The sequence below is a fragment of the Aeromonas sp. 2MA4 genome, from assembly GCF_029237305.1.
In the GTDB taxonomy this organism is placed as follows: domain Bacteria; phylum Pseudomonadota; class Gammaproteobacteria; order Enterobacterales; family Aeromonadaceae; genus Aeromonas; species Aeromonas salmonicida.
The window spans coordinates 74,770-91,044 of sequence record NZ_JAACFY010000005.1; the positions used below are offsets into that span (position 1 = coordinate 74,770).

Consider the following 16,275-nt stretch of genomic DNA (forward strand, 5'->3'; position numbering starts at 1 on the left):
GCACCCTGTCGAAGGCCTTTATCAGATCCGATCCCTTATCAGGTTGAGATATGTTTCGTCCCAAGAGCACGTTTGAGCAATGGCGGATCTTTCAGGCCGTGGTGGACTGCGGCGGTTATGCCCAGGCCGCCGAGGCGCTGAACAAGAGCCAATCCTCTCTCAATCATGCGGTGGCCAAGCTGCAGCAGAGTCTGGGAGTCCCCCTGCTGGAAGTGAGGGGGCGCAAGGCGGTATTGACGCCGGCAGGGGAGATCTTCCTCAAGCGGGCCCGTCAGCTCAGCCAGCAGGTGGAAGAGCTGGAAAACCTGGCCAACAACCTGGAGCGGCAGTGGGAGCCGCAGATCAATCTCTATGTTTCCGTGCTGCAACCACGGGAGCGTCTCTATCGGGCACTGGCCACCTTCTATCCCCGCAGCCGGGGCTGCCGCGTCAATCTGCACGAACGCATTCACTGTCACTTCAATGCATTGCAGGTAGGGGATCTCATGCTGTCCGAACACCTGCCCCAGGATCGCACCGGCCTGCCGCTGGACGAAGTATGCCTGCTGCCGCTCTGCTCGGCCGAACATCCCCTCGCCACCCTGACGGGGGCCGTCTCCACCGACGAGCTCGCCAGCCACAACCAGATAAGCTTGCATCCCCCCATCCACCGCTCAGTGGACTGGAACGATGCGGACGACACCGGCTGGAAGGCGACCCACTATCACGAAGCCATCGCCATGCTCAAACTCGGCCTTGGCTATGCCTGGTTGCCCCGCCATCTGGTGCAGGAGGAGCTGGGCAGCGGCGCCCTGGTACCACTGGATCTGGAGAGCGGCAACGAGCGCCACCTCTATACCTATCTGCTCACCCCGTCAGCCGATACCCTGGGCCCTGCCACCGAACTGCTGCTGCGCTGTCTTCGCAACGAATATCAGACCGATAACGACAAATAAGCACAGGCCATCAGGCTGCCTGCGTCACCCATAGCCAACCGGTCACAGACCCGCCTTACACATTGGGTACCCGCCAGCAGGCGGCCAGTGCAGCCATCGCCAGTGCGGTCGCCACCATGAAGACACCGTGAAAGCTCCAGATCTCGGCCACGGTTCCCGCTATGGCCCCCGCCATGATGGAACCGGTGCGTATGCTGTTGGCAAACAGGGTAGTCGCCACACCAGCGCGCCCCGGCATCAGATCCTGGAAGTAGGACATGCCGATCCCCGCGACTATGCCGATGAAGATGGCGTTGAGCATTTGCAGCGCTATGAGGGCAGGCTGGCTCGACAGGGTGACCAGCCCCACGTAGAAAAACACCCCGGCCAGCACGGCCACCAGCATCATGGGGCGCTTGCCAAAGCGCTGGGTGTAGTAGCCTGCCAGCAACATGAAGGGGATTTCCAGGGCCGCAGCCGTACCCATCAATACACCCGCCAGTTTCTCCTCCAGCCCCAGCTCGCGGGTAATGTAGAGCGGCATGTTGATGAGATACATGCTGTTGCAGGTCCACATCAGGGTGGAGGCGATAAACAGTGCCCGCACCGACGGGTCCCGCCAGCTGCTGACACGTTCCACCTCGGTATTTGGCGTGGGCAACGGCAGGGAGGGCAGCCAGCGCCACACCACCAGCGCGCAGACAAGGTAGGCAAAGGCGGAGGCGAGATACATCACCTCGAAGCCATAGCCGATGGCCAGCGCGAAGGCAACGGGGGGACCAATCACCCAGGCCAGGGAAAACTGGGCCCGCAGCACTGAGCTGAACATGTCCGCCCGCTTGTTGCGGCTGTCGGCATATTCACGGGCCAGGGCAAACAGCTGGGGGCTGGCAGTAGCTGCCAGACTGGCCAGCACGACCCCCAGGCTCACCAGCAGCCAGTAGTTGCGATTCCAGGCGAACAGGAGGGAGAGCACTACACCCGCTAAGCAGCAGCGCAGGATCAGCTGCTTGCGATCCCCCTTGCTGTCGGAGCGGTGGCCGAGCCACTGGCTGATGAGAATGCCGACCACAGCGTTGACGGTGTAAAAGAGCCCAACCAGCAAGGGGCGCACCTGCACCTCTTCGGCCAGAAACAGGCTCAAGGTCGGTACCTGGAGCGCTACTGCAACCCCGGTCATAAAGGTCACGGCCAGAAAAGAGAGGGAGACGGGATCACGCCTCTGCAGGGCTGTGGTCAGCAAGCTCATAGGATTACCACTGGATTGGGGGATAAAAACTGGCCAAAATTCGGCAAGTGCATGAAATAGCGTCGCTTATTTTATGTCATTATCAAGAGTCACCTCAAGGCTTGCGACCCCGCGCCCGACCCCGTACATTGAAAGCCCACTGGCCAGTATAAGGATTTCACATGTTTGATTTTGACCGGGAAATAGATCGTCGCGACACCATGAGCCTGAAATGGGACAAGTACAAAGGCGAGGACGTGCTGCCCATGTGGGTTGCCGACACCGACTTTGTCTCGCCGCCCGCCGTCGTCGAGGCCCTCACCAAACGGGTCGCCCACGGTATCTTCGGTTACTCGCGCCCCTCTGCCCGGCTGATCGAACTCATCATGGCGCGTCTGGCAAGCCGCTACGGCTGGACCATACAGCCAGAGTGGCTCATCTTCCTGCCCGGCGTGGTACCGGGTCTGAACCTGGCGTGCAAGGCCTGGAGCCAGCAAGGCCGCGGCATCATCACCCCCAAGCCGGTCTACTACCCTTTCCTGCAAGCCCCCGGTTTCAACGACCGTCCCCTGCTCACAGTCCCCATGGTGGAAGAGGCGGGTCGCTGGGTGCTGGATCTGGAAGCGCTGGAGCGTCAGGCCCCGTTTGGCGATCTGCTGCTGCTGTGCAACCCCCACAACCCGGGTGGGACAGTGTTTACCCGCGAGGAGCTCGAAGCCATCGATGCCATCGCCGAGCGCCACAATCTGGTGGTCTGCTCGGACGAGATCCATTGCGACCTGCTGCTGGACAAAAATGCCCGCCACATCCCCTATGGCGCCATCAGCCCACAGGCGGCCAATCGCTGCGCCGTCATGATGGCACCGAGCAAAACCTTCAATATTGCGGGCCTGTGCTGCGCCTTCGCCGTGGTGCCCAACCCCCGCCTGCGCCTCAAGCTGCAACAGGCCATGCGCGGCATCAGCGCCGACGTCAACCTGCTGGGCTTTGTGGCAGCCGAAGCAGCCTATGAAGGGGGCGACCCCTGGCTTGCCGAACAGCTCGACTATCTGGTCGCCAATCTGGCGCTGATCGAGCAGGCGGTCGCCCGCTGGCCTGGCGTCACGCTGGCTCTCAATCAGGCGACCTACCTCGCCTGGATCGATGTCAGTGCGCTCGGGCTCGACGACCCCATCGCCTTCTTCGAACAGGCGGGTGTGGGACTCTCCCCCGGCGCCCAGTTCGGCAATGGCCAGTTTGTGCGGCTCAACTTCGGTTGCACCAGGGCACGGCTGACCGAGGCACTGGCTCGGATGGAGAAAGCGATCCAGACTCGCATCTGACGGCAATAGCGTATATTTTTGCAGCTGCATGTCGGCGGCAAGCAACTACGCTTGAGCGCAGTCGTTGCGGGCCACAATGGTTGACTCCATTGTGGCCCGCCGCTGAATAGACAACATGAGACGTCATACGGGATGGGCCAGGCCCATCCCTTTTATCAGCCATTTATCCGGTTCACTATGTACCCAAGCCCCTTGCACCACCTGCCTGCCCTGCTACGAATCACCCTGCCCTGGCTGGCTGCGGCACTGGCACTGCCCCTGCACGCCACCACGCCCACCCATCTCACCATTGGCACAGGGGCACTCAACGGCGTCTACTATCCGACCGGAGGCGCCATCTGCCGCTTGCTGAACGAAGAGAGTGCCAGCAAGGGGCTGCACTGTTCGGTGCAGAGCACCTCAGGTTCGCTGGCCAACTTGAAGGAGCTGGGCCAGGGCAAAATCCAGCTGGCACTGGTGCAGTCGGATGTGGTTCATCATGCCGCCAAGGGCACGGGCCCCTTCGTGGGCCAGCCGCCCAACGACCGGCTTCGCAGCCTGTTCAGGCTCCATCAGGAGTCGCTGACCCTGCTTGCCAGCGCCACCAGCAGCATCACTACCCTGGCTGACATCGAAGGCAAGCGGGTCGATCTGGGCACCCCGGGCTCGGGGGAGCGCGTCACCAGCCAGGCTCTGCTCGATGCCATGGGTTGGCAGGCAAGCAGCTTTGCCCCCGTCATCCCGGCCGCAGTCAACAGCCGGCTGGAAGGGCTCTGCGATGGCACTCTGGACGCCGCTTTCGTGGTGGCGGGCCACCCCAATCAGGGCATAGGGGACCTGACCGGTCGCTGCAAGGCGCGTATCATTCCTATCGAAGGGGAGCAGATCGACCGCCTGCTCAAGCACCACCCTTACTATCAGCACAGCCGGATCGGCGCCAACCTCTATCCCGGACAGCCCACCAGCGTCAGTACCTTCGCCGTTACCGCCGAGTTGATCGCACTGGACAGCCTGCCCGAAGCCGAGGTGCGCACAGTGCGGGACGTGCTGACCGCGCGGCTCAAGCAATTTACCCGATTGCACCCGGCACTGACGCCCCTCACCCAGGACTCCATGCTGGCCGCGGCAGACGTACCGCGCCATCCGGGCATGGAAGGCGCCGCTCTGCCACTGCCGTCACTGACACCTGAATCCCTCACGGCCTCTGCGACAGAAGCGTCGGCGGCAACCCCCGCAATGGAAGCGGCCTCGGCTGCGCACGCCAGCAGCGAGGTGACAGCTCCCCCGTCGGCGGCAACGACAACGAAAGCAACCGTGACTATGTCCACCTCGGCGGTAGTCTCTCCTGCAGCGGTTGCCACTGGAGCGACAAGCGACACAAAAGAGGGCTCGCCAAGCGTTACCGGTGCAACGAACGACGCGAGTCAGCCCTTGCCCGCCGCGCCCTCGGCGAGCATCCCCACCCAGTGATCCCGGGGATACCCAAGGCAAAGAGGCCACCCATTCGGGTGGCCTCTTTTTTTGTATCGTTTTATATCCCTTGGCCCGGCACACACAGCGGGAATGAAGGCGATAGATATACCGTTTATTTCAGCCGTTAAACCTTGCCTGTTATCGGTTGTGATCGCGGCCGGACAAGCGACAACGCCCCCGGCTTATCCGAAACCGGTTCAGCGCTCAGCCGTGGGCTGCGGTGGATGGTAGGCATCCGGCCTCTGTATCTCCTCCTCCACCCAGTGCAGCAGCTGCTTGATGGCCCGTGACAACACCTGGTTCTGACGCACCACGTACCCTAAGCTGGTGCCGGGAAAGTCGGTCAATCTGGTCACGGGAGCGGTGAGCTTGAGGCGCGGATGGAGCGAGAAGTCCGGCACTATGGCCACCCCGAATCCCGCCTCGGCCCAGTCGAGCTGGGCATCCACGCTGCCCACTTCCATGATGCGACAAGTAGGCAAACCGAGCAGAGGCAAGGAAGGGTCTATCAGCGCCCGGGTGCGGGTATCGTGACCGAGCAGGATCAGGGTCGGCTCATCGAGGGGATCGCTCTCTCCTGCCTTCGCCCGCGCTTGCCAGCGGGCCAAGCCGTGTCCCAGCGCGCACCAGGTCACTTGCTGCAACTCTGTGTAGAACAGAGGTTCGCTGCGCTTTTGCGCCATCACGAAGCCAAGGTCCGCCTTGCCAGCCTTGACCAGCTCGGCCGCCTGATCCGACGTGGTATTGAACAAGGTGAGGTCGATGCCGGGAAACTCCTGCTTGAAACGCTGGAACGGCTGGATCAGCAGCAAGCGGGAGATGATGTCGCTGGCGGCGATGGCAAGCGTGCCCTGACTCAGCTGATTGAGGGCATTGAGGTCGGATTGGCACAGCAGCAACTCATTGATGGCGCGCTCGGCACTTTGCAACAGGCGCTCCCCCGCCTGGGTCAGCCGGAACGGGCTGCGTTCAATCAGCTTGACCCGGGTAGCCTGCTCCAGATTTTTGAGGTGCAGGCTGACATTGGGCTGGGTCATGTGCAGTTCGGTGGCGGTGTGGCCGAAGTGCTGCAACCGTGCCAGGGTGACGAAGGTTTGCAGCCAGTGAATATCCAGCATGGGGATCCTTTTGTTTTCCACCTATGCGCACCTTATGCCGGCCAGTGCAGCAGCACAGGTGTCTTGCCGATAACGCTGTTGTAATTATATGGTTCTCTTATCGGAATTATAAAGATAATTAATTTTTCTAATCCGCCTTAGCCTCCTAGGATGAACGCCTAACGTCTTAGGAGAAAGAGTCATGTCGTCTATCGTAGTCGTAGGTGCTAACTGGGGTGATGAAGGCAAAGGCCGCATCGTCGATTATCTGGCAGGTCAATCCGCCGCCAGCATCCGTTTTCAGGGCGGCAACAACGCCGGCCACACCGTCGTCAACGACCTGGGCACCTTCAAGCTGCACCAGTTGCCGAGCGGCGTATTCAACCCGGAGTGCCTGGTTGTCCTCGGCCCTGGCATGGTCATCAGCCCGGAGCCATTGACCCGCGAGCTGGCTGAAGTGAAAGCCGCCGGCGTGACCCCTAAACTGGCCATCTCTGATCGCGCTACCTTCTGCCTGCCGATCCATGCGCTGGAAGATACCCTGGAAGAAGTCCGTCTGGGTGATGGCGCCTATGGCTCCACCCGTCAGGGCATTGCACCGGCTTACGGTGATCGGGTCATGAAAAAAGCGATCCTGGTCGGCTGGCTGAAACAGCCTGAAGTACTGGTCGAGCGCATCCAGTTCTTCCTCGACTGGAAACTGCCGCAGCTCAAAGCCCTCTACCCGAGCTTCGAGTTCAGCCAGACCGCCCAGGAAATGGCCGACTGGCTGCTGGAAGTGTCCGCACCCTGGATCGACGCCGTCTGCAACGTCAGCGAGCCGCTCAAGGCCATCCAGGCCCAGAATGGCACCCTGCTGTTCGAAGCCCAGCTTGGCGCCGGCCGTGACCTCATCTACGGCGAATACCCCTGGGTGACCTCTTCCCACGTTTCCGGCGCTTACGCCGGCATCGGTGGCGGCCTGCCAGCCCTGCGCCCCGAGCGCGTGATTGCCGTGGCCAAGGCGTTCAGTACCTCTGTCGGTACCGGCACCCTGATCACCGCCATGGAGAACCAGGAAGAGTTCCGCAAGTTCGCCAACGAGTTCGGTGCCACCACTGGCCGTCCCCGTGACATCGGCTACTTCGACGCCGTTGCTACCAAGCAGGGTCTGGAGATCCAGGCCGCCAACGAGATCGCCCTGACCAAGCTGGACTGCCTCTCCGGCATGCCGGATCTGAAGATCTGCGTGGCCTACGAAGGTGCCAACACCGAGAACCCGATCTGGCCACAGACCGCCGGTCTGAAGCCGGTGTACGAGTCCATGGAAGCCTGGAGCGAAGACATCTCCCACATCCGCAAGTTTGAAGACTTGCCCAAGGCTGCCCAGCACTATGTGCTGCGTATCGAAGCCCTGCTGGGTGTGCCGGTTCCCATGGTCTCCGTCGGCCCGGGCCGCGAGCAGATGATACTGCGCTAAGCCGCCTGCTCTGCTGTCAGCACAATGTCAAAACCGGCCTCCATGAGGCCGGTTTTTTATGGCCGCCACACCACCAGCCGTCTTCTCCCTTGCCGTCTCACCCCACCTTACCAATCTTTTACCTTCCAGATGCAGACCTGCTCACAATCAGCCACCTGAAACCTGATATTGAGCCTTGATGTTGCACCAGGCTGCCCCTCCTTCGCTAGACTGATCCCCTCATCAGGATCCCCCCATGGAGATCCCCTCATCCATAAAGGAGCACCACAATGAAATTACCCCTGCGTTTCACCCTGCTCTCCCTGCTGTGCATGGCGGCCCTGCCCGCCTCTGCCATGACCTTGAAGAGCACGGACATTCAGGAAGGCCAGCTGATGGACAAGGCGTTCAGCTTCAACGGCTTCGGCTGCAAGGGGGAAAACCGCTCGCCCCAGCTGAGCTGGCAGGACCTGCCGGCCGGCACCAGGAGCGTCGCCATCACGGCCTATGATCCCGACGCCCCCACCGGCAGCGGCTGGTGGCACTGGCTGGTGGTGAACCTGCCCGCCAATCAGAGCGAACTGGCCAGCAACGCCTCCGGTAAGCTCAAGCAGGGGCTGGAGCTCGGAACCGACTTCGGCAGCCAGGGCTACGGCGGCCCCTGCCCGCCCGCCGGGCATGGCATGCACCGCTACCAGTTCACCGCCTGGGCTTTGCCTCAGGCTCTCGAGGTCAAGGCAGATACTCCGCCTGCCATGGTAGGCTACATGCTCAATGCCATGGCGCTGGGCAAAGCCACCCTGACCGCCACCTTCGTCACCCCCTAGGAGCCCGCCGGATGAGCCCCCCCTTGCTGCAACTGCATCACTATTTCGGGATCCGCGAGCAGCCCCTGCACAGGGTGCTCATCTATGCGCCGACCCTCATCTGGGTACAGCAGGGCCACAAGCTGCTGTGGTGGCAAGACAGGCGCCTGTCGTTTGACAAGGGGAGCTGGCTGCTGATCCCGGCAGGCCACCAGCTCACCTTCGTCAATCAGCCCGAACAGGGCAAGTTCAGCTCCCATGCCCTGACCCTGCTGGCCCCGCCCCCCGCCGAATGGCTGAGCAGCGCCCCGCCCACCCCGCAGAGGGAGCCGCGCCTTGAGGTGAACCCGGCGCTGGCGTTCTGCTTCGAGCTGGTCTGCTCCATGGCCAGCCGCACGCTGAGCCAGGCCACCCAGATCCAGCTGCTGCACGGCTTCTATGCCGAGCTGCACGCCGCCCATGCACTCGACCTGCTGTTTCCCGCCAGCACAATGACACTCGGGGAGCGGCTGGCCCGCTACCTCGGCGTGGAGCCAGGCGCCGACCATACACTCGAGACCCTGGCCCCACACTTTGCCATGAGCCGCGCCTCCCTGGTGCGCAAGCTGGCCGCCGAGGGGCGCAAGCTGGCCGCCGAGGGGCGCAGCTTTCGCCAGCTGCTGACCCAGGTGCGCATGAGCCACGCTCTCAACCTGTTGCAACAGGGCCTCACTCCGCTGGAGGTGGCCCTCGCCTGCGGTTATGACTCTCCCAGCCGTTTCGCCGCCCGCTTCAAGCAAGAATTCGGCCTGACCCCATATCAATATCTGCGCACCTGTCCCTCTGTTAACGCACAGCGCATGGTGAATAGTGACTAAGACAGCCTCTGGCATATCGCGCAAAGTGGTCACATCCGCCAACTGTGACTGACCCGTACTGTAATACCCGCTGACCGATACAGTTAGCGGGGTCCGCCGCGTCGGGTTAGAGCCGTGCCATTTTTCCGGGAAAAGAAGCGGGCCCAGTACAAGCACCGAAGCTATGCCTTGGGGTTGCTCAGTCGTGAGCAAATGCCCTGTGAATGTCGCGACTCGGGCGGCGGCCTCTTAACGTCAGGGCGGCCTTCTCTGGACAAGCGCGATCGGATGCTTGCCGTCATCACACTTTACCTGGCTTGAAAACGTAACCATTTGAACTGAGTTCACAGATCGGCGTTTTACCTGTCCAAGCCCGCCACTATGCCACCTAGAATGAGCCCCATTGACGGAATCTGGTCCGGTTACCCTTGCTCAAGGAATGGCTTATGCGTCGCTCTCCTCGCTTCTCTCCCCTCTGGCTCGCCCTGCTGGCCGGCCCCCTGTGTTCAGGCCTGGTGCTGGCCTCCCCCGAGGTACATCTCTATGTGGATGGCAAACCTGTGGCCGAGGCGCTGACGCTGGACAAGGGCACCGTCAGCCTGACCCACAAGCTGGACAAGGGCAGCCACCAGATCCGCATCGGCGATGCCGGCAACAGTTGCGGCACCAGCTTCGGTCCGACCGAGGCCAGGCCGCTCCCCTTCGGCACCGCCCAACCCATGGACAAATGCGCCAAGGGGACAAGTTTCACCCTGCGGGTGATGCTGGCCGGGGACTACGAGTTTACCTTCAATCCCGATACCCCCAGCCTCAAGGTGCTGCGGGCCACCAGGAAGAGCGAGTTCAAGCGCCAGCCCCCGGCAGAGCCCTGTATCGCCTGGGATGGCGGCCCTGTGACGGTGTCGCTGAAGGGAGTCTGGCCTGACGGCACCCGGCTGCGGGATGCCTACTCAAAACAGGAGGCCGTGGTCAAACAGGGCAAGCTGACCCTGACCCCGAGCAAGGAGAGCGGCGGCCTGCTGCTGCTCGAACCGGTCAAGGCAGCCAAGCAAGCTCCTTTCAGCTGGGATCAGGCGAGCGTCTATTTCTTGCTGACCGATCGCTTCCACAACGGCGATCCTGCCAACGACCACAGTTTCGGCCGTCAGAAGGATGGTCAGGACGAGGTCGCCACCTGGCACGGCGGCGATTTCAAAGGGCTGACCGAGAAGCTCGACTACATCAAGAGCCTCGGCATGAACGCCATCTGGATCACTCCCATGGTGGAGCAGGTACACGGCTTTATCGGCGGCGGCGAGCAGGGCAACTTCCCCTTCTACGCCTACCACGGCTACTGGGCACTGGATTTCACCAAGATCGATCCCAACTACGGCGACGAGGAGAGCCTGAAGACCCTGGTGGACGAGGCCCACAAGCGCGGCATGCGGATCATCCTGGACGTGGTGATGAACCACGCAGGCTACGCCACCCTGGCGGATCTGCAGGATCTGGGGCTCACAGATCTGACCCAGAACACAGCCAAACTGCCGACCACCTGGAACCAGTGGCGCCCGAGTGGCGGCCTCAACTGGCATGGCTACAACCAGTTTATCGACTATCAGTCCCCACATTGGGACAAATGGTGGAGCGGTGACTGGGTACGCGCCGGTCTGCTCGGCTACCCGCAAACGGGCACCGACGACGTCACCGGTTCGGTGGCGGGGCTGCCGGACTTCCTCACCGAGTCCACCAAACCGGTAGGTCTGCCGCCACTGCTGGCAGCGAAAAAAGACACCAAGGCCAAGGCGCTGCCCAATGCCACTGTGAGCGACTACCTGATCGCCTGGCACACCGACTGGGTGCGCCGCTTTGGCATCGACGGTTTTCGGGCCGACACCGTCAAGCACCTGGAACCCGCAGTGTGGGCCAAGCTCAAGCAGGCGGGCACTACGGCGCTCAAGGAGTGGAAGGCCGCCAACCCGGACAAGGCGCTCGATGCTCTCCCCTTCTACATGGTGGGCGAGGTGTGGGATCACGGGGTCGCCAAGGATTTCTGGTACCAGAATGGCTTCGATTCGCTAATCAACTTCGACTATCAACGGGAGTTCGCCCTGCCCCAGGCCCAGTGCATGGCAGGCAGCGATCCCACCTATACCAGCTACGCCAGCCGCATCAATCAGGATCCCGAGTTCAACGTGCTGAGCTACATCAGCTCCCACGACACCAAGCTGTTCTTTGGCGACTATCAGGACGTGCCGCTACAACGCAGAGTTGCCAACAGCTTCATGCTGTTGCCGGGCGGCATCCAGCTCTACTACGGCGACGAGTCCGGCCGGGGTCTGGCCAAGGATGGCGGCGTGTTCGATCAGAGTGTTCGCTCGGACATGAACTGGCAGGAGATCGGGAGCGGCGAGAAGGCCGAGCTGGTCAAGCACTGGCAGCGACTCGGCCAGTTCCGCGCCGCCCATCCGGCCATAGCCGCTGGCAGCCACAAGAAGCTGTCGGATGCTCCCTACAGCTTCGTGAGGGAGAAGGGGGAGGACAAGGTGGTGGTGGTGTTCGCAGGGCGGCAGCCGTAGACCCTCCCACCCATCAGCAGAGAGGGGAGCCAATGGCTCCCCTCTTCAATGTCAGTCACCGACCAGTTCAACAGGGCCGTCTTACGCCGGCTGACGGGCAGCCACAGGCCACTGCAACCGTACCTTGACCAGCAGCGCCTGCCACAAAGGCCAGGCCAGCAAGGCCTGCTGATAGACACCGGCCTGACCGGGCAACTGGATGCCATAGCTGGCCAGCCGATAGGCCATCACCCCATAGAAGGCATCTATGATGCCCTCTTCACCGAAATAGAATGGCCCCCTCGCTTGGGACCAGATGGTCTGCAGGCGAGCCAGCTCGCCGATGGCCTCCACCGGCGGCTCGCTGCGGGTCGGCGCCCCCAGAAAGAAGGGCAGCTGACTGCGGATCTGGCCAAAGCCCGAGTGCATTTCCGCGCACAGACTGCGGGCCAGCGCCCGCTCGGCCCGGGAAGCGGGATAGAGCTGGCGGTCTGGGCAGAGCTCGTACAGGTATTCGGCAATGGCCAGCGAGTCGTGTACCCGCACGCCATCGTGATCCAGCCAGGGCACCAGGCCGGCAGGCGCCAACCGCTTGAGCCGCGCCAACGCCTTGGCATCTTCCAGATCAAACACCTGCTCCTGCCACTCCAGCCCGCTCATGGCGAGCACCAGTGCCGCCCGCATTGCCCAGGTGGAGCCCGTGCCCACCGTCAATACCAAGGATCCCATCTCTTGCCTCCTGCATGGGTTGCTCGTGACCATCCCATCTGCCCCAATGGCACGACATCCGACGGTCGCTTCACATTTGCACGCCTGCGGGTTTGACCCCCCAGGAGAGCGATGCTAGTTTGATTTTCCAAAACAATCAGTTAGCAACAATGTGAGCAATGGACAGCCAATTTACCATCGTCATCGCAGATGACCACCCCCTGTTTCGGGGCGCCCTCTATCAAGCTGTGCACATGGCCATAAAGGATGCCCAGCTGCTGGAGGCCGACTCCATCAACAGCCTGACCAGCCTGCTGGGGGAACACCCTGAGGTAGACCTGTTGCTGCTCGATCTCAAGATGCCTGGCGCCAATGGCTTCTCCGGCCTCGCCCACCTGCGCGGCCAGTATCCCGACCTGCCCATTGTCGTGGTCTCCGCCTCGGAAGATGCCGCCATCATCCAGCAGGTACTGCGGCTCGGCGCGCTGGGTTTCATCCCCAAGTCGGTCCCCATGAAAGAGCTGGTCAACGCCCTCAATACGGTGATCGGGGGAGATAACTGGGTGCCAGCCGGCATATCCCTGCATCCCGAATCCGAAGACGGCCCCGATTTCGCCAGCAAGCTCGCCAGCCTCACCCCCCAGCAGTACAAGGTGCTGGTAATGCTGCGCGACGGCAGCCTGAACAAGCAGATCGCCTGGGAACTCAATGTCTCCGAAGCCACCATCAAGGCCCATATCACGGCTGTTTTTCGCAAACTCGGCGTCAAGAATCGCACCCAGGCGGTCATCGCCTTGCAGCAGATGGATATCAAGGAAGACTGACCCCCCTGCCACCATCAAGGTCCATATCACTCCCGCCTTTCGCAAGCCCAGCGTCAAGAACCGCACCCAGGCGGTCATCGCCTTGCAGCAGATGGATATCAAGGACGACTGACCCCCTTGTCACCATCAAGGCCCATATCACGGCTGTTTTTCGCAAACTCGGCGTCAAGAATCGCACCCGGGCGGTCATCGCCTTGCAGCAGATGGATATCAAGGACGACTGAACCCGCTCATCTCGTCTTGCATGAGGATCCGCCGCTCGACAAATAGCACGGTCGTACTTTATGCTGCAGGACCAACGAGGAGAGTGCGATGAGCAAGGGCCGTCTGACCCGCGACAACATTTTGCAGACTGCATTCGAGCAGGCGAGCCAGCAAGGGCTGGAGAGCCTGACCATAGGCTCGCTGGCCTGTGCGTGCGAGATGTCCAAGAGCGGTCTCTTTGCCCACTTTCAATCCCGCGACAACCTGCAGATCGCCGTGCTGGAACACGCTGCCGAAGTGTTCAGGGAGCGGGTGATCCAGCCCGTGCGCCAGCAACAACACCAGAGCCAGCGCGAAAAACTTGTCGCCCTGCTCCAGGCCTGGCTGGCCTGGAATCAGTGTTTCGCCGGTCGCTGCATGTTCCTCGACGCCTGGACCTCGGCCCAGGAGGGTGACGTGCAACAGGCAGCGCGCCAGCTGGTGCGTTTCTGGCTCGACTACCTGGCCCGCCAGGTAGTGCAGGGTCAGGCGCAGGGGGAGTGGCGCCAGGATCTGGAACCCTGGCGCGCCGTCTATCGGCTATACGGCCTCTATCTGGCAGATCAGGTGTTCAATGCGCTGGACTTGTGTCAGGATCCCGCTCGCCACTTCTGGCCCGAAGTGGATGATCTGCTGACGAGCTGGCAATGATTTCTCGAATGACTTTTTAAAAACCCACAAAAAAGCACGACCGTTCGCACACAAAACAGACAGGACCATCATGAGCAGCAAGATCTACTTCAACACCCGCCGCTTCAGCCCGAGCAAATGGCTGCTGGGGCTTGGCACCCGGTTGCATCACAGACTCGCCCCCGCTCACGCCAGGCGCACTGCCAGCAAGCTGCTGCTCACCCCCCAGCGCAATCAGCGGGATGAGGCGGCGCCTGCGGGCCTGGTGAAGCAAGCCGTGCACACCAGCGAAGGGATATTGATGAGCTATCGGCTCGGCCAGGGGCCGGTCTGGCTGTTGATGCACGGCTGGTCCGGCAGTGCCAGCCAGTTTTATCCGCTGATGAGCCATATCGCCGCCCAGGGCTTCACCGCCATCGCCTATGACCATCCGGCCCATGGCCATAGCGCCGGTCATACCGGTCACCTGCCCCGCTTCGTGCGCGCCTTTGACGAGCTGGTGGCCGAACAGGTCGCCAAATTCGGTCCCCTCAGTGGCGTCATCGCCCACAGCATGGGAGGTGCCGTCACCCTCTCCAGTCGCCAACAACCCCTCGACCAGTTGCCGCTGCTGCTTGTTTCGCCCGTGCTCGACTATGTGCCCCAGCTCTACGGCATGGTGGCCCGCTCCGGCTATTCCATCCGCCTGTTCGATGCGGTAGTGAAAGAGATTGAGCAGGAGTACCAGCATCCCCTCAGCACGGTCGACCCGCTGGGGCGTCTCGCCAGCCGCAGCGGCGCCGCCATCATAGTGCACGACGAGGAAGACAGGTTTGCCCCCTACGGCGACTCCCAACGAGCAACCCTGGATGGCCGTACCCGACTGGTCAGCACCCGTGGGTTGGGTCACGGCCGAATCCTTGCCAGTGCCCCCCTCTTTGCCGCCTTCGATAACCTGGCAGGCTCCCATTCACCGGTATAGCCGCAGTTGAAACCAGCCTGCTGAAAAAATGGTACACAGACCTGTTTTTATATTCGATACAGCGCCTTATAGTTAAATTGCTCGGTGGCAACACCTTCAGTGGCAACCATAAGGCGCAGTATCATGGCCAGACCCAACACAGCTCTTCTCTTGACCGGTGGCGGTGCTCGCGCGGCCTATCAGGTCGGTGCCCTCAAGGCCATCGCCGAGTTTTATCCTCGCAATCTCGGCATTCCGTTTCCCATACTGTGTGGCACCTCGGCCGGTGCCATCAATGTCACGGCGCTGGCCTGCTATGCCTCCTGTTTCCACTTGGGGGTACGCAAGCTGGAGTGGGTCTGGCGCCGCTTCGAAACCCACCATATCTTCGACTTTCATCCCGGCAGATTGCTGTGGCGGCTGTTGTATGAAGGCTCTGCCGGGCTTATCAATCCTCACACCAATCACGCCTTTCACCTGTTTGACAACGCCCCCCTGCGCCGTCTGCTGGATCAGCTCATCGACTATCACCGCATCGACGACAACATCCTCTATGGCAGCCTGGAGGCGCTGGCCATCACAGCGTCGGACTATGATGACGGCCTCTCAACCACCTTTTTTCAGGGACGGGCCGACCATCTGCCGTGGGAGCGAGCCAGACGGCGTGGGGTGCGCACCCTGCTCACCTCGGATCACCTGCTGGCCTCCTCGGCGTTGCCGTTTGTCTTTCCGGCGACCCATATTGGCGACAAGTTTTACGGCGATGGTTCCATTCACCAGTTGAGCCCATTAAGCCCAGCCATCCATCTGGGGGCGGAGCGGATCCTGCTGATTGCGCTGGATCCACCTGTCCACTCGGCCCCCACCTTTCGCCATGGCCACCTGACCAGCTCCAACATCGCGAGCCACCTGCTCGATACCGTCTTTACCGATACCCTGAATTCGGATCTGGAGCGGCTATGGCGTATCAATCAGACCCTGGATCTCATACCCGAGCGGGAGCGCAGACGCCTGAAACTCAAACGGGTGGAAACCTGCGTGCTGAAACCGAGCCAGGATCTCGACACCATAGCGCTGGCCTATCTGCGCAAACTGCCTGTACACCTGCGCCGCCTGTTGCGGGTGCTGGGAGTGTCGGGGGACGAGACCAGCAGCCTGGCCAGCTTTCTGATGTTCTATCCCGGCTACTGCCAGCAACTGATCAAGCTGGGTTACCGGGACACCCTCAACGAGCGGGCGCGGGTCGAACAGTTTCTGGGGATTGAAGAAGTGATGCGGGAAGAGGCGTAAATCAGCTTGT

Annotated in this window: 14 protein-coding genes and 2 pseudogenes; 13 read left to right on the plus strand and 3 right to left on the minus strand. The window is 61.7% G+C overall.

What is annotated here, in order from left to right; all coding sequences use genetic code 11:
- Window positions 1–50: 50 nt before the first annotated feature.
- Window positions 51–935, plus strand: a complete 885-nt coding sequence (locus GWQ31_RS07175; RefSeq protein WP_275909000.1) for a LysR family transcriptional regulator — start codon at window positions 51–53, stop codon at window positions 933–935.
- 55 nt (window positions 936–990) lie between these two features.
- Here the strand turns inward: GWQ31_RS07175 and GWQ31_RS07180 are convergent, their stop codons facing one another.
- Window positions 991–2,163, minus strand: coding sequence for an MFS transporter (locus tag GWQ31_RS07180; RefSeq protein ID WP_275909001.1), 1,173 nt, complete (start codon window positions 2,161–2,163; stop codon window positions 991–993).
- A gap of 161 nt (window positions 2,164–2,324) precedes the next feature.
- On the opposite strand from GWQ31_RS07180, the gene GWQ31_RS07185 reads away from it, so the two are divergent.
- Both GWQ31_RS07185 and GWQ31_RS07190 read left to right on the plus strand, forming a co-directional pair.
- A complete protein-coding gene (locus GWQ31_RS07185; protein ID WP_265463352.1) occupies window positions 2,325–3,464 on the plus strand; it encodes a PatB family C-S lyase in 1,140 nt (379 codons plus the stop codon).
- A 177-nt stretch (window positions 3,465–3,641) separates the two neighbouring features.
- Entirely contained in the window at window positions 3,642–4,913 is a 1,272-nt protein-coding gene (locus tag GWQ31_RS07190) for a TAXI family TRAP transporter solute-binding subunit (RefSeq protein WP_275909002.1), read from the plus strand.
- A gap of 200 nt (window positions 4,914–5,113) precedes the next feature.
- Here GWQ31_RS07190 and GWQ31_RS07195 read toward each other — a convergent pair whose 3' ends face one another.
- Window positions 5,114–6,034, minus strand: coding sequence for a LysR family transcriptional regulator (locus tag GWQ31_RS07195; protein ID WP_058393458.1), 921 nt, complete (start codon window positions 6,032–6,034; stop codon window positions 5,114–5,116).
- Window positions 6,035–6,215: 181 nt separating this feature from the next.
- Here GWQ31_RS07195 and GWQ31_RS07200 point away from each other — a divergent pair, with 181 nt between their 5' ends.
- The 4 genes from GWQ31_RS07200 (at window position 6,216) to GWQ31_RS07215 (ending at window position 11,651) form a co-directional block, all read left to right on the plus strand.
- A complete protein-coding gene (locus GWQ31_RS07200; RefSeq protein ID WP_021139077.1) occupies window positions 6,216–7,472 on the plus strand; it encodes an adenylosuccinate synthetase in 1,257 nt (418 codons plus the stop codon).
- Window positions 7,473–7,741: 269 nt separating this feature from the next.
- Window positions 7,742–8,278 (plus strand): YbhB/YbcL family Raf kinase inhibitor-like protein, encoded by a 537-nt coding sequence (locus GWQ31_RS07205; protein ID WP_265463350.1) that lies wholly within the window; start codon window positions 7,742–7,744, stop codon window positions 8,276–8,278.
- An 11-nt stretch (window positions 8,279–8,289) separates the two neighbouring features.
- Entirely contained in the window at window positions 8,290–9,114 is an 825-nt protein-coding gene (locus GWQ31_RS07210) for a helix-turn-helix transcriptional regulator (protein WP_275909003.1), read from the plus strand.
- A 425-nt stretch (window positions 9,115–9,539) separates the two neighbouring features.
- The gene (locus tag GWQ31_RS07215) at window positions 9,540–11,651 is read left to right on the plus strand and encodes an alpha-amylase (RefSeq protein WP_275909004.1); all 2,112 of its coding nucleotides are present in this window, start codon (window positions 9,540–9,542) and stop codon (window positions 11,649–11,651) included.
- An 81-nt stretch (window positions 11,652–11,732) separates the two neighbouring features.
- Here GWQ31_RS07215 and GWQ31_RS07220 read toward each other — a convergent pair whose 3' ends face one another.
- Window positions 11,733–12,359 carry a glutathione S-transferase gene (locus GWQ31_RS07220; protein ID WP_059167917.1) on the minus strand — a complete coding sequence of 209 codons (627 nt, stop codon included), beginning with the start codon at window positions 12,357–12,359 and terminating at the stop codon, window positions 11,733–11,735.
- 158 nt (window positions 12,360–12,517) lie between these two features.
- Between GWQ31_RS07220 and GWQ31_RS07225 the strand changes: the two genes are divergently transcribed.
- The 6 genes and pseudogenes from GWQ31_RS07225 to GWQ31_RS07250 all read left to right on the plus strand — a co-directional run bounded on the left by GWQ31_RS07225 (window position 12,518) and on the right by GWQ31_RS07250 (window position 16,265).
- Entirely contained in the window at window positions 12,518–13,162 is a 645-nt protein-coding gene (locus GWQ31_RS07225; RefSeq protein WP_234593867.1) for a response regulator transcription factor, read from the plus strand.
- A 7-nt stretch (window positions 13,163–13,169) separates the two neighbouring features.
- Window positions 13,170–13,274 (plus strand): annotated as a pseudogene (locus GWQ31_RS07230) (DNA-binding response regulator); the annotation flags it as partial.
- Window positions 13,275–13,284: 10 nt separating this feature from the next.
- Window positions 13,285–13,386 (plus strand): annotated as a pseudogene (locus tag GWQ31_RS07235) (LuxR C-terminal-related transcriptional regulator); the annotation flags it as partial.
- 88 nt (window positions 13,387–13,474) lie between these two features.
- Window positions 13,475–14,056, plus strand: coding sequence for a TetR/AcrR family transcriptional regulator (locus tag GWQ31_RS07240; RefSeq protein WP_005312128.1), 582 nt, complete (start codon window positions 13,475–13,477; stop codon window positions 14,054–14,056).
- A 70-nt stretch (window positions 14,057–14,126) separates the two neighbouring features.
- Complete coding sequence (locus GWQ31_RS07245) at window positions 14,127–14,996, plus strand: alpha/beta fold hydrolase (protein ID WP_275909005.1); 870 nt, start codon at window positions 14,127–14,129, stop codon at window positions 14,994–14,996.
- A gap of 123 nt (window positions 14,997–15,119) precedes the next feature.
- The gene (locus GWQ31_RS07250; RefSeq protein WP_275909006.1) at window positions 15,120–16,265 is read left to right on the plus strand and encodes a patatin-like phospholipase family protein; all 1,146 of its coding nucleotides are present in this window, start codon (window positions 15,120–15,122) and stop codon (window positions 16,263–16,265) included.
- The last annotated feature ends 10 nt before the right edge of the window (window positions 16,266–16,275 follow it).

What these genes read in the sequence shown, in the direction of transcription:
- GWQ31_RS07175 (WP_275909000.1), top strand. Translation starts at nt 51, where the DNA reads ATGTTTCGTCCCAAGAGCACGTTTGAGCAATGGCGGATCTTTCAGGCC.
- GWQ31_RS07180 (WP_275909001.1), bottom strand. Translation starts at nt 2,163, where the DNA reads ATGAGCTTGCTGACCACAGCCCTGCAGAGGCGTGATCCCGTCTCCCTC.
- GWQ31_RS07185 (WP_265463352.1), top strand. Translation starts at nt 2,325, where the DNA reads ATGTTTGATTTTGACCGGGAAATAGATCGTCGCGACACCATGAGCCTG.
- GWQ31_RS07190 (WP_275909002.1), top strand. Translation starts at nt 3,642, where the DNA reads ATGTACCCAAGCCCCTTGCACCACCTGCCTGCCCTGCTACGAATCACC.
- GWQ31_RS07195 (WP_058393458.1), bottom strand. Translation starts at nt 6,034, where the DNA reads ATGCTGGATATTCACTGGCTGCAAACCTTCGTCACCCTGGCACGGTTG.
- GWQ31_RS07200 (WP_021139077.1), top strand. Translation starts at nt 6,216, where the DNA reads ATGTCGTCTATCGTAGTCGTAGGTGCTAACTGGGGTGATGAAGGCAAA.
- GWQ31_RS07205 (WP_265463350.1), top strand. Translation starts at nt 7,742, where the DNA reads ATGAAATTACCCCTGCGTTTCACCCTGCTCTCCCTGCTGTGCATGGCG.
- GWQ31_RS07210 (WP_275909003.1), top strand. Translation starts at nt 8,290, where the DNA reads ATGAGCCCCCCCTTGCTGCAACTGCATCACTATTTCGGGATCCGCGAG.
- GWQ31_RS07215 (WP_275909004.1), top strand. Translation starts at nt 9,540, where the DNA reads ATGCGTCGCTCTCCTCGCTTCTCTCCCCTCTGGCTCGCCCTGCTGGCC.
- GWQ31_RS07220 (WP_059167917.1), bottom strand. Translation starts at nt 12,359, where the DNA reads ATGGGATCCTTGGTATTGACGGTGGGCACGGGCTCCACCTGGGCAATG.
- GWQ31_RS07225 (WP_234593867.1), top strand. Translation starts at nt 12,518, where the DNA reads ATGGACAGCCAATTTACCATCGTCATCGCAGATGACCACCCCCTGTTT.
- GWQ31_RS07240 (WP_005312128.1), top strand. Translation starts at nt 13,475, where the DNA reads ATGAGCAAGGGCCGTCTGACCCGCGACAACATTTTGCAGACTGCATTC.
- GWQ31_RS07245 (WP_275909005.1), top strand. Translation starts at nt 14,127, where the DNA reads ATGAGCAGCAAGATCTACTTCAACACCCGCCGCTTCAGCCCGAGCAAA.
- GWQ31_RS07250 (WP_275909006.1), top strand. Translation starts at nt 15,120, where the DNA reads ATGGCCAGACCCAACACAGCTCTTCTCTTGACCGGTGGCGGTGCTCGC.